Below are 19,667 nucleotides of genomic sequence, written 5' to 3' on the forward strand. Positions count from 1 at the left end.
GATATGGAATGGATAAAAAAGCGACTAAAAATATACATTTTTCGGGGCAATTATGAAGAAATTGGCTGTGAGCTTTGAGCTATGCGCTGCGAGCCTTGATGGGTGGTTATTGCAAGCTTTCCGCGATGATTGAAAAACAGGGCAGGACCTGCGAATTACTTTTTCTTACTACATTTCTTTAATCGAAACACTCAGGTGTCTGAATAGGCCGTTGACCCATCAAACTCAACGTATGCAAAGGTGCAGCTCATGGCTCATCGCTCAAAGCTCACAGCCCCCAATACTCTTATCTCCCTTATCTTTGCGCTATCATCAAGCAAGAGCAAGCAATGTTTAACAAGAGAACCAGAATTAAAGACCTGCTGAGTAGCAGCACCACCGGACAGGAAACCATTGTAATGGGTTGGGTACGCACTTTCCGTAACAACCAGTTTATAGCATTGAACGACGGTAGTACCAATAACAATTTACAGGTAGTGGCCGAACTGGGCTTGCTGGATGAAGCAACACTGAAACGCATTACCACCGGTGCTTCTTTAAAAGTAACAGGAACGGTAGTGCCATCACTGGGTAAAGGACAAACCGTGGAGTTGAAAGCTACTACCATTGAAGTGTTGGGTGATAGTGATGCAGAGAAATATCCTTTACAACCTAAAAAACATAGCCTTGAATTTTTGCGCGAAATAGCGCACCTGCGCTTCCGTACCAATACATTTGGTGCTGTGTTCCGCATCAGACACGCACTGGCATTTGCGGTACATAAGTTTTTTAATGAAAAAGGTTTTGTGTACCTGCATACGCCCATTATTACTTCCAGCGATGCAGAGGGAGCGGGTGAAATGTTTCGGGTAACTACCTTACCATTCGATAATCCACCACGCAAAGAAGATGGCAGCATCGATTTTTCAGAAGACTTTTTTGGCAAGAGCACCAACCTCACGGTAAGTGGTCAGCTGGAAGGTGAGCTGGGTGCCATGGCTTTTAGTGAGATCTATACTTTTGGTCCTACTTTCCGTGCAGAGAACTCAAATACCACCCGCCACCTGGCAGAGTTCTGGATGATAGAACCTGAGATGGCTTTTTATGATATTGAAGACAATATGAACCTGGCGGAAGAGTTCATTCAATACCTGATTAAGTATGTGATGGAACATAATGCCGATGACCTGGCATTTCTCGATCAGCGACTGGCAGAAGAAGAAAAACAGAAACCGCAGAACGAGCGTCAGGAATTTGGTTTACTGGAGAAGTTGAAATTTGTGGTAGACAATCAGTTTGAGCGTATTACTTATACAGAAGCCATTCAGATATTATTAGACTCACCACACTACAAGAAAAAGAAATTCAAGTTCGATGTAAAGTGGGGTATCGATATGCAGAGTGAGCATGAGCGTTACCTGGTAGAGAAACATTTTAAGAAGCCTGTGATTGTTACGGGTTATCCTGCGGCCATCAAGGCGTTTTATATGCGCCTGAACGATGGTTGTGAGCCGGGTAAAGAAACTGTAGCGGCCATGGATATACTGGCACCGGGTATCGGAGAAATTGTTGGCGGATCGCAGAGAGAAGAGCGTCTGGAAAAACTGGAAGCCAGAATGAAAGACATGCATATACCGGCCGAAGAAATGAGCTGGTATTTAGATACCCGCCGTTATGGCACCGTACCACATGCCGGCTTTGGTTTGGGCTTTGAGCGCATGGTACAGTTTGTAACCGGCATGACGAATATCCGCGACGTCATTGCTTTTGCAAGAACGCCAAAGAATTGTGAGTTTTAGAGAGAAGCCATTAGCCATTAGCTATTAGCTTTTAGCCAGGAGTAGTAAATTGCGAATAAAACACGTCTCTTTCTAACAGCTAATGGCTAATAGCTAACAGCTTGCAGCTTCTTCAAAAACTTTTTCTGCCCCCACACGTATATATTACATGCAAAATGAAAATATCATTCGGCTGAAAAAGCAGCTGGAAGAAGTGAGGCCCTCGCTTGTAGAACATGCTTTGTACCATAGTTTAGAGAACCTTCAACAACTGCAGTTGTTTACCGGGTATCATGTATTTGCGGTATGGGATTTTATGAGTTTGCTGAAATCTTTACAGCAAAAACTTACCTGCACCTCCCTACCCTGGATGCCTGTGGGTTCTGCCAATACTAGATACCTGATCAATGAAATTGTACTGGGCGAAGAAAGCGATGTAGATGAAGCGGGTAAGAGAACCAGTCATTTCGAGTTGTACCTCGCTGCCATGGAGAAAATGGGGGCAGATACCACCGCCATCAGGCAGTTATTACTCTATCTGCAAAATGGCGCCACGGTACAGCAGGCCATGGAAAGTTTGCAATTGCCGGTGGCCATTAAAGATTTTGTAGGCTATACTTTTCATATCATTGAAAAAGCGCCGGTGCATGTACAGGCGGCAGTATTTACTTTCGGAAGAGAGGACCTGATACCCGATATGTTTATGGGTTTGGTGAAGGACCTGTCGATACATTATCCGGAACAATTGTCTGTATTTAGATATTATCTGGAGCGGCATATTGAGGTAGATGGCGACCACCACAGCCACCTGGCCATGGAAATGGTAGCTGAGCTTTGTGGAGAGGATGCCTTAAAATGGGAGCAGGCTACAGAAGCGGCCATCAGTAGCCTGAAACATCGTAAGAAGCTATGGGATGCTGTGCTGGGGCAGGTGGCCGCTGTGTAATACAGGTGCCTATTGGTTTTGCGGTTTTTGGTACTATAAACCGCAAAAAATCTGCTTTAATTGTGGATTATATGTGAAAACCCCCTATTTTTGCTGCCCGCTTACGCTAAAGCTACAGCGGGCTAGCCCGAAACCCATGGGTTTTTGGTTGCAGAAAGATGTTTTGGTGCGCTTGCGCACCGAAGCTTCAGCGAAGGTGCGGTAGCTCAGTCGGTAGAGCAAAGGACTGAAAATCCTTGTGTCGCCGGTTCGATCCCGGCCCACACCACAAGCCAGATAAGGCTTTCAAGCGATTAGCTTGGAAGCCTTTTTCTTTTGGTTAAACAATAGTTAAACAAATTCTATAATTTATCTTTTAAAAGATTTTGATAAGTTCACACTAATGCAGTTAGACCTAAGTTAACTAGATAACATTAGTCCTATTGTCAGCTTTACCACAAAACATAAAACGGAACTGCCCAAAGGTTTTTACCGAATGGTGCAACTTCTTTTCCTGCATATAAAACGATACCTCCTGCGAAATCATTTCCGGTTAGTTCCTGGAATACTTTGATGCCTTTAAAATCATCGGCATTTACTAATTCAGTTTTTTTTACCTCAATGGCGAATACAGATCCATCCGGCTTCTCAATAACAAAATCCACTTCCTTACCATCACTTGTTCGGAAATGATAGAGTTCAGCTTTTAATGCACTGTTGCTTAGTTGTTTCAAAAGCTCTGTAGCTACAAAGTTTTCAAGCAAATGGCCGAAGAGTTCCGGCTTGTTTTGAGCTATGTCTTCAAGATTGTAATCGAGCAGATGAGCAATCATGCAGGTATCAAGTAGATAACCTTTTGGCGACTTCACAAGGCGTTTGCCGATATTGCGGAACCACGGTTTTACATCAAAGGTCAGGAACATCAACTTAAGGATATTGCGGTACTGCTTTCCGGTAACAGAGTTTAGGCCAACTTCACGCGATATATCAGAGTCGTTCAATAATCCGCCGGTACGGGTTGCAAGTACACGGAGTAAATTCGGGAGCACCGACATTTTATCCAGCTCGGCAATCTGTCTTACATCCCTTTGAAGGATGGTCGTTATATAGCCATCAAACCACGTCTTACGCTGATCATTATCGAGAAGGGATATTTCCGGGAAGGTGGCTCTTTTGATCGCATCAACGATGGATAGCCCCCGGTCATCTATGCCCCTAAAGTCCATATTCAGGATACGCTCAAGACCACCCGGATTATTGTGAGTAGCTTCTGCCGCCGTAAAAGGGTAGAGCGTCATAATAGCCATCCGACCTACAAGCGGGTCGGAAAGCTTTGGCAAAGCCAGGATATTGGCTGAACCCGTTAAGAGGTACTGACCGTTGGCATTTGCCTTGTCGGTTAGCCGGGCTTTATCCACCACCACTTTCAATGCTCTGAACAGTTCCGGCACAAGCTGAACCTCATCAATGATCAAAGGCAGGTCGAAACCAGTCAGGAAAGCCTCTGGTGCAGAAGAGGCCGCAGCCATTTGGGTAGGCCGGTCAAAACTCACATATTGAGCCGGGTGATTGTCCTGGCCGATTTCTGGGGCTATCGTCTGAACAAGCGTGCTTTTACCGGCCTGCCTGGCCCCATTCAGGAACACGATCGGACTTACTTTTAAAGCCTCTTTGATCCGCTTCGTTATGTGTCTGTTGAAATAGTTCATGCTCATTCCTTGCAAATCTAAGAATACTATTTAAAATATTTAAAGCATAACTTTAAATTTGCAAGAATATTTGTTTTCTTTTTACTTTTTTGCAAAATTATTGGCTGATGCGGTGAATAATTTCCTTATTCGCCGCATAAAAGCGGGGAATATATGTATATCCATGAACGGGGTGTTCAGTTCGCAGCTCAAACCTCTCCCTCTCCCTAATCTCCCCTCACTATAACCCCTACCTTAACTGTACTGTCACTGTACTCTAATCCTTATGTGCCTGTAAAACTGGGCCAAAAAGGCTATTTTCTGATACAATCCATTGATTATCATAAACGTTCACAGTGTTCATGTGAACACTGTGAACGAAAAACAGCAACCTGGGCCCTTAGATTTGTTCTGGCAATGCGCAAAGCCACCAGCTCACTTCAATGCAGGGAAGTTGACCGGTAAGAAAACAACCTTGTAAAACAGGTGCCCTGAGATGGAACATCAGCTTCCATACAAGGAACACCCCAAAACAAAAACAAATGGCAAAACAAGACGGCCTGATTCGTTTAAAAAGGCAGGATTACGGATTCACTTTTGGAAAATTCCGAAACTTTCCAAAAGTTGAACCAGGGCAAATCTGTCAATAGTTTTCGAATGCTGTATTGGAAATAATGACCTCCAGCTGAGGGATATCTATAATGAAACCGATACCCCACAAGGATAATCCTGTAATCTGCTCTTTGTACAGACAAACATGTATAGATAAAAAAACTGCAGTAAGAAAAGTGTATGGAAGTTGTTAATAATACAGATACACCCCCCGGTATTACCTGAATACCAACTTCCATACGCTTTGAAAAGAAAATTATTTCTTCTGTTCTGATTGTTTTTCGGCACCGGCTTTATCATTGCTGCCATCTCCGAAGATGGATACACCAATACCCAGGCTCAACCAGGGTTTTCCCTGATATACCCAACCAAATTTTTCCTGATTACTTCTGGTAAGAAAATCCCATCCTACAAACAGGCCCATCTGAATCTTACCACTCTGGTATACATACCCGGTAATCATTGTTAACCCGGTTAAATTGCTTACGATATTATTTTTGTTATTGGTAATGTTGGTAGAGTCAATGGAAAGATTACTTAGTCCAAGACCCACTAATATATTATGATAACGATCATTTCTGTAAGGACTGGCCCGCCACTTAATACCCCCGGCGCCGGCAATGGAAATACTACCATTGAAATCACCATCTTTTAATCGTAGTTTTAATGGGAGAGAAATAACACCGGCAGAAATATCAGCTCCCCGACCTATATATTGATTTGCATAACTGCTGATATAAGCAAGGGGTACCACGAAATATTTTTGATCTTGTTTATAGTTCCTGCTGTCTCTATCAACAGCATCTAATACAGAATACGTAGCTGTGTTCTTATAGTTATAAGTATAAAAATCAGTAAGGTTGATAGGCTGAATATGCCCATTAACTTTTTTTGTATAATCAAGGATCTGAATGATACCGGTGGCAGACGATCCGCTACCGTTTATTTTAATGAGCCGGAATAACTGGCCAACTTTGGTTTGAACAGAAGTGGCACCATTTACTAATTTGCCTGTATCGTCAGATTCATGCATTTGTACAACGGTATTCCATCTGTAAAGCCCGAGTACCGGTTCATTCTGAGCGAATACCGCTATCTGAATCAATAGCATTAATGAGCTAAGCAGCGCTTTCATAAAACTTGGTTTTGTAATGAGAAAGAAATAATACCGTAAAGGAATTCAAACCGCATCATTACAGAAAGGTGATTTTTCTCTTTCGCTACCGGGAATTTTCCCGTTGGAAATACCAGCGCATTTTTCAAATATTGGATCCTAAATCAAAATTTATGGAAACAAAAAAGAATCAAACAAAATCAATTAAAGGTCTTGAATATGTTATTGGAATGTCAGGTGCTGAAGTTAAAAAGGCAGTGCTGGCGTTTCGAACACAATATGGGGATCAATTAAAAACAAATGGAGTTGTATATGATATGAACGATATCCTAAAATACATAGCGAATGTATTTATCCCGTTTTCAGAGGCGAATAAACCAAAGAATAAAGACGAGAAATGGGTTGTAGGGCATTATTTTATGATTTACAATGAAAGGTTGGCATTCTGTATTATTCCGACTCTTTATAATAAGAAGACAGGTTTCATAAAAGACAGGTTCGCTAAAAAAACAATGAAAGTCATATTTCCGAATATTAAAAACCAATACCCCCCCTCAATAAAAAATGAAAATCCTCCTGGCAATGGCGAAGCCTTCGACAAAGGCGGTATGTGGCCTTAAAATTTGTATATTAGGCAATGCTATCATATATACCCTTTAGTCAAATCATTGAGCTGGTTGCGGCGATAGCGGCTTTTATATACCTTAAGAAAGAAAAAAAGTATCCATGGCCATGGTTTACATGGTTTCTGGTATTTGTGTTTCTGGTAGAGTTTTCAGGCTATCTGTACAGGATAATACAGGTATTGCAAGGGAATAAGGCGGTAATAAACTATATCATCTATAAAATATACCTGCCGATTGAATTCCTTTTTCATAGCTGTCTATTGTTTTTGTTTACAAACACACACAAAAAACTTACCAGGTATTATGCAACCGGACTGATTCTATTCTTTATTCTTTTCACTATCGAATTGAGTAATGTATCGATAAATACCTATGTGGTTACCAGTGATTTGTTTGGAGCTTTTTTTCTGTTAACAGGTTGTTTGCTGTATTATTACTATTTCCTGCAACAGGAGCATCACGTGGAGGTAATGAAGTTTGCCCCTTTTTGGATTGTAACAGGACTCTTTTTTTATCATTTTATAAGTTTCTCTTTGTTAGCTTATTTTAACGATCTGGTGCTTATAAATATTCAAAAAAAGGGAATTCCAGTAAGGCATTATGTAATGAGTGTGGTAAACTTTATTTTTTATGGCTCATGGATATACGCATTTAAAATCCAGCAGAATCATTTAAAATGGCGCTGAATATCCTTTTAACTATATTCCTGTTTTTTGTGGCAGGCAGTTTCCTCTTTGCCTATGTACTGTTATACAACGAGCGAAAACGAAAACATGCTGCCGAAAAAAAAGAAATGCAGCGACTGTTCGATCAACAGTTGCTGCAATCTCAATTTGAAGTGCAGGAGCATACCTATTCTGTACTCAGCAGAGAACTGCATGATAATATTGGCCAGTTGCTCAACAGTACCAAATTGCTGATTGGTGTGGCGCAAAGAGAAATTGGTTCACCGCCACCCGTTTTAGATACGGCCAATGAAATACTCAGTAATGCCATCAATGAAATCAGAAATCTGTCGAAAAGTTTAGACAAAGAATGGCTGGAACAATTCAGGTTGCTGGAAAATATTTCATTGGAAATAAAACGAATCAATTTAACCGGCAGCATCACAACATCTCTGGAAACCACCGTTGAAAAGATAGCATTGGTTTCAGATAAACAATTGATACTTTTCCGTATTATCCAGGAGGCCCTCCAGAATGTAATCAAACACAGCAAGGCAAATAAGGTACTGATAAGGATCAGTGAAAAGGAACATGTGTTATATATCAGCATAGCAGATAATGGTATTGGCTATCATCCGGAGCAAACAGCAACTGCGGGTGTGGGTATTCTTCATATGCGTAAAAGAGCGGAGATTCTGGGAGGTAGTATGGAACTGACCAATGGCGACTTTGGCCAGGGTCTCACCGTTCATCTTTCAATACCCTTATTCTATGAAAACACCTAAACCAATGATTCATATAGGTCTGGCAGACGATCATCAGCTGTTTCTGAAATCACTCACGCTGATGTTACACAGTTTCGGTAATTATATGGTAGTGTTGGAGGCACTGAATGGAAAAGAACTTTGTGAAAAAATACCACTTACACAACTAAAGCCTGATATTATTCTGATTGATGTTAATATGCCGGTAATGGATGGTGCCGCCGCTACAAAACAAATAGCAGCTCTCTATCCCAATATTAAACTGGTGGCTTTATCAATGAATAATGACGATCATACCATTATCAATATGCTTCGTGCCGGTTGTTGTGCCTACCTGTTAAAAGATACGCACCCTGATGAGCTGGAAAAAGCCTTGCATGAAATACACACCAAAGGATACTATAATGCCGATGCTGCCAATATTAATTTCCGACGTTTGTTATTTGCAGAGCAGCAACAGGATGGTCATAGGATTACTGAAAAAGAACTAGGCTTTTTAAAGTATGCCTGTACCGACATGACCTACAAACAAATAGCCCATGTGATGAAACTGAGTGAAAGAACCATTGACGGCTACCGGGAATCTTTATTCGGAAAACTGCAGGTACAAAGCAGGGTGGGTTTGGCTATGGAAGCTTTACGCAGGGGGTTGATCAAGCTTTGAAAAAAAAGTTCTGATCAGACAAGCTAGCAGCACTTTTGATGAATATGTAATTGATAACCTACAAACAATATATGTATGAATATCCGTGAATTACTGCATTTTGAAGAAGAGGGTAAGATAGCATTGAAAGAAGAAAAAACCTTACGCCTCATTGTTGGTATACTCGGTATGCTATTACCCTTCTTGCTCTATTTTTCGGTTGCGATCTATAGTGATTATTATAGTGTTATGCCAAGCATCAGCCATTACTATTTTACCCGGGGCTCATTTTTTTTACACCTGGTCGTTATAATTTTTAGCTTGATTTTGATTATATATAAAGGGTATGATCAGGCCGATTTCTGGTTAAGCTCTACGGCAGGATTTGCCGGACTACTGCTGTTATTCTTTCCAACAGATAATATAGAAGATTACCTCTGCGGAAAAGACTATCTGCTTGATTTGAAAAACAGACCACCAGATCTTGTTATTACACAAATGAAAAATAGTAGTACAGCAAATATTCATCTCATAAGTGCTGCCATTTTTTTTCTGTCATTGGCTATTATGAGTATTTTTTTCTTTACCAGGGTCAGGCCCAGAGCATCCAAAGAAACGGTTTATCTCACAAGAGGCAGAGTGATACAGAACAGGATTTATTATGTCTGTGGTTTTTTTATCATTACTCCGCTGGTAATTATGATTCTGGCAGGAACTACAAGCCTGATTGATCCTGTGTATTACGAAACAAATCACTTTACATTCTGGCTGGAATGCATTGCATTGATAGCTTTCGCTTTTTCATGGTTTACAAAATCTAATACAATTATTAAAGGGAGTGTTATAAAAGAAAGTGAGTACCAACAACAGATGCCTATGACGAACCTGAAAAAAGATACAGTCTGATTTACAGATAACAGTATAGGATACCGGGTAAAACAAAAACCTTATCAGTTCAGATTTACCGATAATAATGTGTTTTTTGAATGAATATTTTTATCTTCCAAAAAACACTTATGAGAAAAAAATACTTTCTGGTTATTTGCTGCCTGATAACCATTTGTTCTTTTGCGCAGGATACCGCCGCCATTTACCTGAAACTACAGGAAATAGCCATTATAGACCAAAAAGTAATGATGCCCATGCGCGATGGCATACGGTTGGCTACTGATATTTATCGCCCCAAGGGCAACCAGAAAGTGCCGATTGTTTTTTCGAAAACACCCTATCAGTTCAATACCTGGGTAGATGGTAAAATGACTACCCGTACCATGGAAGAAGCTTATAATGCAGTATCAAGAGGCTATGCCTATGTGGTACAGAATGAAAGGGGCCGGTATTTTTCAGAAGGTGAATGGGATATTCTTGGTGCACCCATTACCGATGGCTATGATGCTTTTACCTGGATGGCCAAACAACCCTGGAGCAATGGTAAGATTGGTGTGATTGGCTGCTCCTCTACCGCAGAATGGCAGATGGCTGTGGCTTCTCAAAACCATCCGGCACTGGCAGCCATGGTGGCACAGGGTTTTGGGGCAGGAGTAGGCCGTGTAGGTAAATTTATGGAGCAGGGCAACTGGTACCGTGGTGGTGCGCAGCAAATGTTATTCACCGCCTGGCTCTATGGTACACAGAACGATAAATTCAAACCCACATTCCCTAAAAATATTCAGCAGAAAGATTTACAGCGTTTACAAAGGTTTTATGATATGTCTACCGAAATGCCGCGTGTTGACTGGGCTTCGGGTCTGCGTCATTTACCCGTGCAGGATATTATTAAAAATGCAAAGGGACAGGAAGGTATTTATGAAGACATGATTCGCCGCAAACCCAATGATCCCAAATGGTTCAAAGGAGGTTTGTACCATGATAATATGCCACTGAATGTACCGGCTTATTGGTTTGTATCCTGGTACGATGTATCATCTGCTCCCAATATTGCACTGTTTAACCATGTACGCAAAACCGCTAAAGAAAAAGCCATAGCCGATAACCAATACCTCGTAATAGCACCGGTACTGCACTGCTCTTATAAGCGTGCCACAGAAAATACCATTGTGGGTGAAAGAAGCGTAGGTGATGCCCGCCTGAATTACGACGAGCTAACCTGGGGTTGGTTTGATCTGTTGTTGAAAGGAGAGAAAAACGATTTCAAAGATAAAAACCCCAGGGTGCGTTATTATACCATGGGCAGTAATAAATGGCAGCAGGCAGAAAGCTTTCCGCCCCCGGGAGCTGAAATGCAGAGTTTCTATCTTACCAGTGGCGGAAAAGCCAATACCCGCAATGGCGATGGTATGCTGAGCAGTACTGTACCCAAGGAAGACAAGCCAGATGCTTTTGTGTACGATCCGATGAATCCGGTTCCTTCCTATGGTGGTAATGTTTGCTGCACGGGTAATGCAGTACAGGGAGGCTCTTTCGATCAGTCGAAAATGGAACTGCGTGATGATATTCTTGTATATACATCTGATGAGCTAAAAGAAGGAATAGAAGTTAGCGGTTTTATAGAATCAACACTCTTTGTATCCTCAACAGGACCGGATACCGACATCACTATTAAACTGATTGATGTGTATCCTGATGGTAAAGCGTATAACCTCGATGAAACCATACAGCGACTGCGTTACAGAGAAGGGTATGATAAAGAAGTATTCATGCAGAAAGGTAAAGTGTATAAAGTAGACCTTACCCCCATGGTTACCAGTAACTATTTTGCCGCCGGCCATCGCATTCGTATAGAAGTTACGAGCAGTAATTTCCCCAGGTTCGAAAGAAACATGAATACAGGTGGTAACAATTATGATGAAGCGACCGGCATAAAAGTGGAAAATAAAATTCATCACTCAACGCAATATCCATCGGTGATCAAGTTACCGGTAGTAAAAAAATAATCAGTAACGGAAATAAAAAAGAGGAAAGTATTAGGGATGAACTCATTTCGCCCTGATACTTTTATTATTAACACAGTAAAGTACTTTCGTTTTCATGAAATCTGGTAGCCTGTACAATAAACGTTTATTCACCCAATTCACTACAACTATTATTTTTTGCTTTGCTCTTTTCATGGCAAATGCACAGCAGCAAAAATTCTATACGATAAAAGGCAAAATAGAGGGGCTTAGTAAGGCAACCATTTATCTTTCCTGTTCAGATGAAACCTATTCGTTTCAGGACTCAGTAAATTCTATTGATGGCAGTTTTATTTTTTCTGGTAGGTTGAAAGAACCGGTGATGTATATGTTGAAAACTAATCAAACCCAAAATGCCACACTTCTTTTTTATCTGGAACCCGTAAACGTCAGCATCAACGGATCAAAGGATTCACTGAACAAGGCCATCGTGAAAGGGAGTGCTTCTAATATAGCCTATAAAGAATGGGCCCAGACCTGGATGAGTATAGCTTCTCAGGCGGGTCCGATGTATAAAAGACTGGATTCTGCCACACAAAACGGAAAAATAAATGCCTCGCCGGAAGAGCGGAAGGTATTTGATGATGGTATGCAGTCGCTGTCGGTACAATTAAATGCGGCGGTAATGGCATTTATTAAAAAGTATCCGCAATCACCCGTATCGCCCTTTATCATATACGACAGGTATATAACCTACCCCGATCCGGAAATGGCCAAAAAAAGCTTTTCCATGCTGGGGGTTGCAGCTAAAAACAGCTTATATGGCAAGCGTATAACCGAGTACCAGCGAATAGCTGCCAAAACAGGTATAGGTGCCAGCCCTGATTTTATGTTGAAAGACAGTTCGGGGAAAATGGTAAAACTATCGTCTCTGAGAGGTAATTATGTATTGGTCGATTTCTGGGCCAGTTGGTGTGTACCCTGCCGAAAAGAAAATCCCAACATTGTTGCCGCTTACCGAAGGTTTCATGAAAAAGGCTTTGATATTATCAGTGTGTCGCTCGATACACAAAAAGAAGCCTGGTTAAAAGCAATACAGATGGATGGCCTAACCTGGAAACATGTAAGTGATTTGAAAGGTTGGGATAGCGAATTGGTAAAAGAGTTCGGTATAAAAGTGGTACCTACCAGTTTTCTGCTCGATAGAAACGGTAAAGTAATCGCCGGAAATCTTCGTGGTACTGCTTTACATGATAAACTCGAACAGCTTTTTATGCCATGAGATAAATAGAGTTATTTCTCCCCTTCTATTGTTTAACAACCTTTGGTGTTTCGATAATACAAGCTTCATTAATTGTTAAGGGTCAGGTTATTGTATACTCGTTTCAGAATAGTCCCGTCTACCTGGGATATGTATTTATCTACTTTTCTACCCGCCTGATCGATTAGACCAGCCTCAGCTGATATATAAAACTAATTTCGGATTATCAGTTGTGTTGTATTTACAAGTGGTTTAGCCCTTCGTCGTAAGATCGATATAAGAGGATAAAGCCAGAACGGATACAACATTTCTATAGCCAACTAAAACTAACTGAGTACTTATCATGGCCGTTTAACAGCGGAGCAGTGAGTGTTCGGTTGTTTCTAAAAACAAACTGCTATGATGAGAAAGTTACTTTTCTTATTCGTTTCCTGCTATGTAATGATGTGGGCGAATGCCGCTACTGAAAAACACCCCTCAGGTCAGGAACAAAAAAAACAGACATTCACAAAAGCTGCACCCCAAAAGCATTCGTCAGATGAAGTTCAGTGGAACTTAGTGTATAGTGATGCAAAAGTAAAGCTGTATGTAACAGCCATCGAGTGTTTGGGTACACCCTCTCTAAGGTTAAAATTTGAAAGTTTATCTGAGACAGATCTTCAGGTGAGTTATAAAATCTGGGAGAATGCGGTTTTCTCAAAACCATTTAAACTCTCTGCAAAACTCAGTTTTGAAGGCATCTGTTCACCAGAATACAATAACCTGCTGGTAGAATCTATTCCTGCCGGTGCTTCAGTAGCAGATATAAAAGTGCAAGTGAATTACCAACCCTAATCTAATCCTGTATGCATATCAAAAACCTTTTTAACAAGGTAGTATTGTCGTTTCTGGCAATACTACTTGGCGTTTTAACCCTGAACGCTCAGACCCCACTTTATACCGGTGTACTGGTGAGTGATGTGGGTACCAGTAATAATATTGGTCAGGCCAATACCAGTAGAAACATTGCTGTAGATGCAGTGGGTAATATTGGTGTGGTATATGTAGGCAGCGCAGGTTTGCGTTTTGCCAAAAGTGTTAACCGTGGACAATCTTTCCTGCCCAGTGTACAACTGCTAAGTACAGCTACCTCCGGTAACTGTGAAGTGGAAGTGGCAGACAACGGTAATATTTATGTGATCTATTCCAATGGATCACAGTTACAGTTGTTTATCAGTCTCGATGGTGGTGCTACTTTTACCGGTCCGAACAATCTTGGAACGGGCAGTACACCACATATTGCTTCTTATGGGTCCAATGTATATGTAGTTCCCCAGAATGGATCTGTTGTGTACCGCAACAGTAATAATGGTGTGGGTGCGTTTTCGAGTGTATCCCTGGGAAGCTCATGGGTCTATGCAGATATACGTGTTGACAAAGCGAATGGCGATGTGTATATGATTGCCGATAACCCAACTTTATATATGTTCAGAAGTACTAACAGTGGAGCCACTTTCTCGCCTGTTACTATTTCCGGTTCTGTATTTTATTCTTCTTATGCCATTACAACCGGGCCATTGGGTAAATTTATTTATGCAGCAGGAGGTTCTAACGCTAATGGTTACCGTATTGACTTTGCAACCGGCTCATCTACCTTACTTACAGTAGGTACTTCTGCTGTTGCACAGGGACGTACGCTTCTTGCTGATGAGTTTGGTAATTTTGTTGATGGTTATGCACCAACAACTTCCAGCGTGGCCATTCGGGTAAGTGGCGATAGAGGAACTACTTTTGGAGCACCTATTACCATCGCCAATGCAACTACACATAATATTGTGCGCAATGCTTCTACACAGGATGTAGACATTGTATATCAGGGAACAGATGGTAAAATTTACCTGGCAGCCTATCCCAATCTTTTAAAAGGGTTAACGGTTTCTAATGTAAACGCATTTTATTGTGCAGGTGCTACCGGAACGCTCAATTATTCAGCAACAGGGGCCCTGCTTAATTCCGGTAATCAGTTTATTGTACAGCTAAGCGATAAAAACAGAAGTTTTGCTAACCCAACTACCATTGGAAGCATTTCTTCAACCAATGCAACCGGCACCATCAATTTCACGATACCCGATACGGTTTCTTCAGGTACCCAATACCGTATTCGTGTAATAAGCACCAATACAGCAGTAACCGGTGCGGATAATCTTTTTGATATTTCTATCAACCCAACACCAGTTGCCAATATAACCACCAGTGGCGCTACTTCTATTTGTGAAGGTAGTCCGGTGTTACTGGCAAGTAGTGCGGGTAATTCTTATTTATGGAGCAATGGTGCTACCACCAGCTCTATCAGTGTGAATGTTCCGGGAACGTATACCGTAACGGTAGGCAATGGTTGTGGTTTAACCGCTACATCCGCTCCGATTACAGTAAATGTTACCCCCAAACCGGTGATCAATGTAACGGGCTCACTTACTTTATGTGGCACGGGTGCATCAGTAGGCTTATCCTCTTCCACAACAGGTACGGCTTATTTATGGAGCAATGGTGCCACCACGCAATCCATTACAGCTACTACTGCCGGAACCTATACGGTAAGGGTAACCGGAGGAGGTTGCACGCTTACCTCATCTCCCGTAACGGTTGTGGTAAATACATTACCCACCGTATCGGTAGCCAAAACAGATGAAACCTGTGTGGGTGCATCCAATGGTACTATTACCATCAATGCTACCGGCACTGCCACTCCTTTCCAGTATTCAATAAATGGTGGTAATAGTTTTGTGAGCAATAATAGCTTTACAAACCTGTCTCCGGGAACCTATACTGTTATTGTAAAAACGGCAGGTGGTTGTACAACAACAGGTCAGCAGGTTACGATTGGTGTAACACCAGATGTTACAGCGCCTGTTCCTACAGTGGCCACTCTTCCTGTGATTAATAGAAGATGTGCTGTAACGGTAACAACGATACCAACCGCAACCGATAATTGTTCGGGTGTTGTAAACGCAACAACTGAAAGTAACCTGAACTTTACTACTGATGGTACCTATACCATTATCTGGAAATATAAAGATGCTGCAGGTAACGAAACAACACAAACACAAACGGTAATCGTATCGTCACCCAAAATAGGTGTGTCTGGTGCTGCTAACAATATTCCGAACGGCAATACGGCAACCATTGTTGCAGACAATACCGATTTCGGCACCATGCAGCCAAGTGTATCTATCAGTAAGTCATTTACGATTCAGAATACAGGTACTCAACCTTTAACAATTACAGCTGTAAACAGTAGTAATAACGCATTTACTGTAAGTGCACTTAGCTTACCGCTGGTAATACCAGCCGGTGCCAATGAATCTTTCAGCATTGGTTTTAACAGTGCTACAGTAGGCGTACAACAGGCTACCATTACCATTAACAGCGACGACTGTAATGATACGAGCTATACATATGCAGTAAAAGCGACGGTGGTTTGTATCGATCCAACATTCTTAAATACCAATATAAATATTCAAAATGCAACCACTGCAAACAGTTGTGATGCCGTGGTGAATTATCCATTATCGGTAACTGGTGCACCGGCACCCAATGTATCTTACACGTTCAGTGGGGCAACCATTGGTGCCGGGGTTGGTACAGGTAGTGGACAAACTTTTAACAAAGGCATTACACATGTAGTAGTTACTGCTACCAATATATGTACAACAACAACTACTGAGTTTGATGTAGTAGTTGTAGACAGTACCCTACCCATCGCCACATCACAAAACATCACAGTTCAACTGGGTGCCAATGGTACAGCAAGTATCACCGCAGCCCAGGTGAACAATGGTTCAAGCGACAATTGTGGTATTGCAAGTATCGCAGTAGATAAAACAAGCTTCGACTGCAGTAATGTAGGAGCGAACACGGTAACCTTAACGGTAACCGATGTTAATGGCAACAGCAGTACAGCAACAGCGGTAGTAACGGTAGTAGACAATATCCTGCCGATCGCCACATCACAAAACATCACAGTTCAACTGGGTGCCAATGGTACGGCAAGTATCACAGCAGCACAGGTGAACAATGGTTCAACCGACAATTGTGGTATTGCATCTATCAGTGTAAATAAAACAACATTCGACTGCAGCAATGTAGGCGCGAACACCGTAACCTTAACAGTGACGGATGTAAACGGTAACAGCAATACAGCTACAGCGGTAGTAACGGTAGTAGACAATATCCAGCCCATCGCCACATCACAAAACATCACAGTTCAACTGGGTGCTAATGGTACTGCCAGTATCACAGCAGCACAGGTGAACAATGGTTCAACCGATAACTGTGGTATTGCATCTATCAGTGTAAATAAAACAAGTTTCGATTGCAGCAATGTAGGCGCGAACACGGTAACCTTAACGGTAACCGATGTAAACGGTAACAGCAGTACTGCAACAGCTACTGTAACAGTAGTAGATAATATTGCACCAACCATTACTGCTCCTGCTAATATTACGGTGAACACTAACCTTAACTGTACAGCTACTGGTGTAGTATTGGGAACACCGGTTAGTGCAGATAATTGTACCGTTCAATCTGTAACCAATAATGCACCTGCAGCATTCCCGATAGGTAATACAACTGTTACCTGGATAGTAACCGATGCATCTGGTAGAACAGCAGCAGCTACGCAGGTAGTAACGGTGAAAGACGCTACAGCCCCTACGCCTCAACTGGCTACACTTCCAGACATTACCGGTCAGTGTTCAGTAACTGTTAGCACGGTACCAAAAGCAAATGATAACTGTTCGGGAATTATTAATGCAACCACAACCAGTCCTCTGGTATATAGTGCTCAGGGTACTTATACTATTACCTGGAGATATACCGATGCAGCAGGCAATATCAGTACACAAACACAGAAAGTGATTGTGAAAGATGATACACCACCGGTAATCAATTGTCCTGCACCGATCACTGTAACAGCACCTGCCAATCAGTGTGGCGCAACTGTAACGTATAGTACACCTACCGTCAGTGATAATTGTGGAGGAGGTAATACCGGAGTACAAACATTAACAAGCGGTGCTCAGTTCTTCGATTACGCCGACAACAGAATGGAAACCCAGAATAGTCCGGGTCTGCCGATGACCTTTGTACCAACAGATGGTCAGAAACTGGCAGTGTTCCTGGTGAATTGTGGATCTACACATTATATGTATCAAAATGTCACTTTACCGTCAAGTGGTCCTATTAATCTGGGACTTGATATGAAGTACACAAACCATTTTACAGGCGGGTTCAGTACCAGCCAGTTTATAGCGATAGAATTGAGAAATCCATCTACCAATGCAATCATCGCTACCCTTTTCAAAACAAATCCGGGCGCAGCACAATCAACACCGATGACTCATTATAACTTCGATCTGTCGGCTTATGCTGGTCAGCAGGTTCGTTTACAGGTGGTGGATGCGGTGATTAATAACTTCTTTATCGATGTACAACTGGATAATATCACTATACCAGGCAGCAGTCTCGTAAACGGAAGCTTTGAAACAGGTGATTATACAGGATGGACAATCGGAAGCGCAAGTACCTCTTGCGGAACTTTCGGAATCGGATCAGGTCCATCTTTAAGTGTGGTACAGAAAGAGGGGCTGCCATCAGGTTCAGTCTTCCCGATCGGAACTACAACGAATACATTCGAGGTAACTGATCTGGCGGGCAATAAAACTACCTGCAGCTTCAATGTAACTGTGAATGCACCTGAAATCAGCATCAGCGGTAACGGAACAGAAATAGTAAGTGGAGATAATACACCATCAACTACCGATCATACCGATTTGGGCGGAACCATACCGGGTACAGCTATCAGTAAAACATATGTAATTGCAAACAATGGTACATCTGCATTAATCATTAATTCAATTAATAGTAATAACGCAGCGTTTACCAGATCAGGTATAAGCTTACCTGCAACAATACAGCCTGGTCAAACAGCCAGCTTCACCATTAGCTTCAATGCTACAGCACTCGGAACACAAACAGCAGTAATATCTGTTGGTAATACCGATTGTAATGAAGCAAACTACAGCTTTGCAGTAAAAGCAGAAGTAACCTGTACCAATCCTGTATTCATTAACCTGAATCCACAGGTACAGGCCAATACAACCGCAAGTAGTTGTGTTGCAATAGTTAACTATCCTTTAGCAATAACAGGTATACCTGCACCGGGCCTTAGCTACACATTCAGTGGTGCTACTACCGGATCGGGTTCCGGAACAGGAACAGGTAATACCTTTAATAAAGGAACCACACATGTAATCGTAACAGCGGTGAATCCATGTAGTACGGTGCTGTATGAGTTTGATGTAATCGTTAGCGATATAACAGCTCCAATTGCAATAGCACAGAATATCACAGTGAACTTAAATGCCAATGGTGCAGCTACGATTACTGCAGCCCAGATAAACAACGGTTCAAGCGACAACTGTGGTATAGCGAGCATCGCATTAGATAAAACAAGTTTCGACTGCAGTAATGTAGGAGCGAACACGGTAACCTTAACGGTAACCGATGTAAACGGCAACAGCAGTACAGCAACAGCGTTAGTAACGGTAGTAGATAATATCAACCCAACCATTACTGCTCCGGCGAATATTGCTCAGGGTACCGATGCGGGCGTATGCGGTGCTACTGTAAACCTCGGAACACCGGTAACTGCTGATAATTGCAGTATAGCCACGGTAAGCAACAATGCACCTACCCTGTTCCCTGTAGGTACTACGATAGT

Annotated in this window: 13 protein-coding genes and 1 tRNA gene; 12 read left to right on the forward strand and 2 right to left on the reverse strand. The window is 41.9% G+C overall.

Going from position 1 to position 19,667, the window contains the following annotated elements:
* Positions 1–329 precede the first annotated feature (329 nt).
* The 3 genes from asnS to BC659_RS07475 all read left to right on the forward strand — a co-directional run bounded on the left by asnS (position 330) and on the right by BC659_RS07475 (position 2,971).
* On the forward strand, positions 330–1,778 hold the full coding sequence (gene asnS / locus BC659_RS07465; protein WP_133474044.1) for an asparagine--tRNA ligase: 1,449 nt from the start codon (positions 330–332) through the stop codon (positions 1,776–1,778).
* 148 nt (positions 1,779–1,926) lie between these two features.
* Positions 1,927–2,703 carry a DUF3050 domain-containing protein gene (locus BC659_RS07470; RefSeq protein WP_133474045.1) on the forward strand — a complete coding sequence of 259 codons (777 nt, stop codon included), beginning with the start codon at positions 1,927–1,929 and terminating at the stop codon, positions 2,701–2,703.
* A 195-nt stretch (positions 2,704–2,898) separates the two neighbouring features.
* Positions 2,899–2,971, forward strand: a tRNA-Phe gene (locus BC659_RS07475).
* 163 nt (positions 2,972–3,134) lie between these two features.
* Here BC659_RS07475 and BC659_RS07480 read toward each other — a convergent pair.
* Both BC659_RS07480 and BC659_RS07485 read right to left on the reverse strand, forming a co-directional pair.
* Positions 3,135–4,391: an ATP-binding protein gene (locus tag BC659_RS07480; protein ID WP_162847379.1), complete on the reverse strand. Its 1,257-nt coding sequence runs from the start codon at positions 4,389–4,391 to the stop codon at positions 3,135–3,137.
* 847 nt (positions 4,392–5,238) lie between these two features.
* Positions 5,239–6,117, reverse strand: a complete 879-nt coding sequence (locus BC659_RS07485) for a hypothetical protein (RefSeq protein WP_133474047.1) — start codon at positions 6,115–6,117, stop codon at positions 5,239–5,241.
* Between the two features lie 152 nt (positions 6,118–6,269).
* Here BC659_RS07485 and BC659_RS07490 point away from each other — a divergent pair, with 152 nt between their 5' ends.
* From BC659_RS07490 to BC659_RS07530, 9 genes are all read left to right on the forward strand, one after another.
* A complete protein-coding gene (locus tag BC659_RS07490; RefSeq protein WP_133474048.1) occupies positions 6,270–6,716 on the forward strand; it encodes a hypothetical protein in 447 nt (148 codons plus the stop codon).
* Between the two features lie 17 nt (positions 6,717–6,733).
* Entirely contained in the window at positions 6,734–7,408 is a 675-nt protein-coding gene (locus BC659_RS07495) for a hypothetical protein (RefSeq protein ID WP_133474049.1), read from the forward strand.
* Positions 7,399–8,172, forward strand: coding sequence for a sensor histidine kinase (locus tag BC659_RS07500; protein WP_133474050.1), 774 nt, complete (start codon positions 7,399–7,401; stop codon positions 8,170–8,172). The genes BC659_RS07495 and BC659_RS07500 overlap by 10 nt, the downstream gene beginning before the upstream one ends.
* On the forward strand, positions 8,159–8,815 hold the full coding sequence (locus BC659_RS07505; protein WP_246027090.1) for a response regulator transcription factor: 657 nt from the start codon (positions 8,159–8,161) through the stop codon (positions 8,813–8,815). Before BC659_RS07500 ends, BC659_RS07505 begins: the two co-directional genes overlap by 14 nt.
* 75 nt (positions 8,816–8,890) lie before the next feature.
* Positions 8,891–9,700 (forward strand): hypothetical protein, encoded by an 810-nt coding sequence (locus BC659_RS07510; RefSeq protein ID WP_133474051.1) that lies wholly within the window; start codon positions 8,891–8,893, stop codon positions 9,698–9,700.
* Between the two features lie 110 nt (positions 9,701–9,810).
* Positions 9,811–11,688 carry a CocE/NonD family hydrolase gene (locus BC659_RS07515; protein WP_133474052.1) on the forward strand — a complete coding sequence of 626 codons (1,878 nt, stop codon included), beginning with the start codon at positions 9,811–9,813 and terminating at the stop codon, positions 11,686–11,688.
* A gap of 94 nt (positions 11,689–11,782) precedes the next feature.
* Positions 11,783–12,928, forward strand: a complete 1,146-nt coding sequence (locus BC659_RS07520) for a TlpA disulfide reductase family protein (protein ID WP_133474053.1) — start codon at positions 11,783–11,785, stop codon at positions 12,926–12,928.
* Between the two features lie 381 nt (positions 12,929–13,309).
* Positions 13,310–13,741, forward strand: coding sequence for a hypothetical protein (locus BC659_RS07525; RefSeq protein ID WP_133474054.1), 432 nt, complete (start codon positions 13,310–13,312; stop codon positions 13,739–13,741).
* A gap of 11 nt (positions 13,742–13,752) precedes the next feature.
* Positions 13,753–19,667: HYR domain-containing protein (locus BC659_RS07530; protein ID WP_133474055.1), on the forward strand; the 5,915-nt coding region annotated here is incomplete at its 3' end.

This window comes from Sediminibacterium goheungense, from assembly GCF_004361915.1.
GTDB lineage: Bacteria > Bacteroidota > Bacteroidia > Chitinophagales > Chitinophagaceae > Sediminibacterium > Sediminibacterium goheungense.

Coding starts and splice junctions, on each gene's coding strand:
- BC659_RS07515 (WP_133474052.1), top strand. CDS start 9,811: ATGAGAAAAAAATACTTTCTGGTTATTTGCTGCCTGATAACCATTTGT.
- BC659_RS07480 (WP_162847379.1), bottom strand. CDS start 4,391: ATGAACTATTTCAACAGACACATAACGAAGCGGATCAAAGAGGCTTTA.
- BC659_RS07510 (WP_133474051.1), top strand. CDS start 8,891: ATGAATATCCGTGAATTACTGCATTTTGAAGAAGAGGGTAAGATAGCA.
- BC659_RS07495 (WP_133474049.1), top strand. CDS start 6,734: ATGCTATCATATATACCCTTTAGTCAAATCATTGAGCTGGTTGCGGCG.
- BC659_RS07485 (WP_133474047.1), bottom strand. CDS start 6,117: ATGAAAGCGCTGCTTAGCTCATTAATGCTATTGATTCAGATAGCGGTA.
- BC659_RS07470 (WP_133474045.1), top strand. CDS start 1,927: ATGCAAAATGAAAATATCATTCGGCTGAAAAAGCAGCTGGAAGAAGTG.
- BC659_RS07525 (WP_133474054.1), top strand. CDS start 13,310: ATGAGAAAGTTACTTTTCTTATTCGTTTCCTGCTATGTAATGATGTGG.
- BC659_RS07505 (WP_246027090.1), top strand. CDS start 8,159: ATGAAAACACCTAAACCAATGATTCATATAGGTCTGGCAGACGATCAT.
- BC659_RS07490 (WP_133474048.1), top strand. CDS start 6,270: ATGGAAACAAAAAAGAATCAAACAAAATCAATTAAAGGTCTTGAATAT.
- BC659_RS07500 (WP_133474050.1), top strand. CDS start 7,399: ATGGCGCTGAATATCCTTTTAACTATATTCCTGTTTTTTGTGGCAGGC.
- BC659_RS07520 (WP_133474053.1), top strand. CDS start 11,783: ATGAAATCTGGTAGCCTGTACAATAAACGTTTATTCACCCAATTCACT.
- asnS (WP_133474044.1), top strand. CDS start 330: ATGTTTAACAAGAGAACCAGAATTAAAGACCTGCTGAGTAGCAGCACC.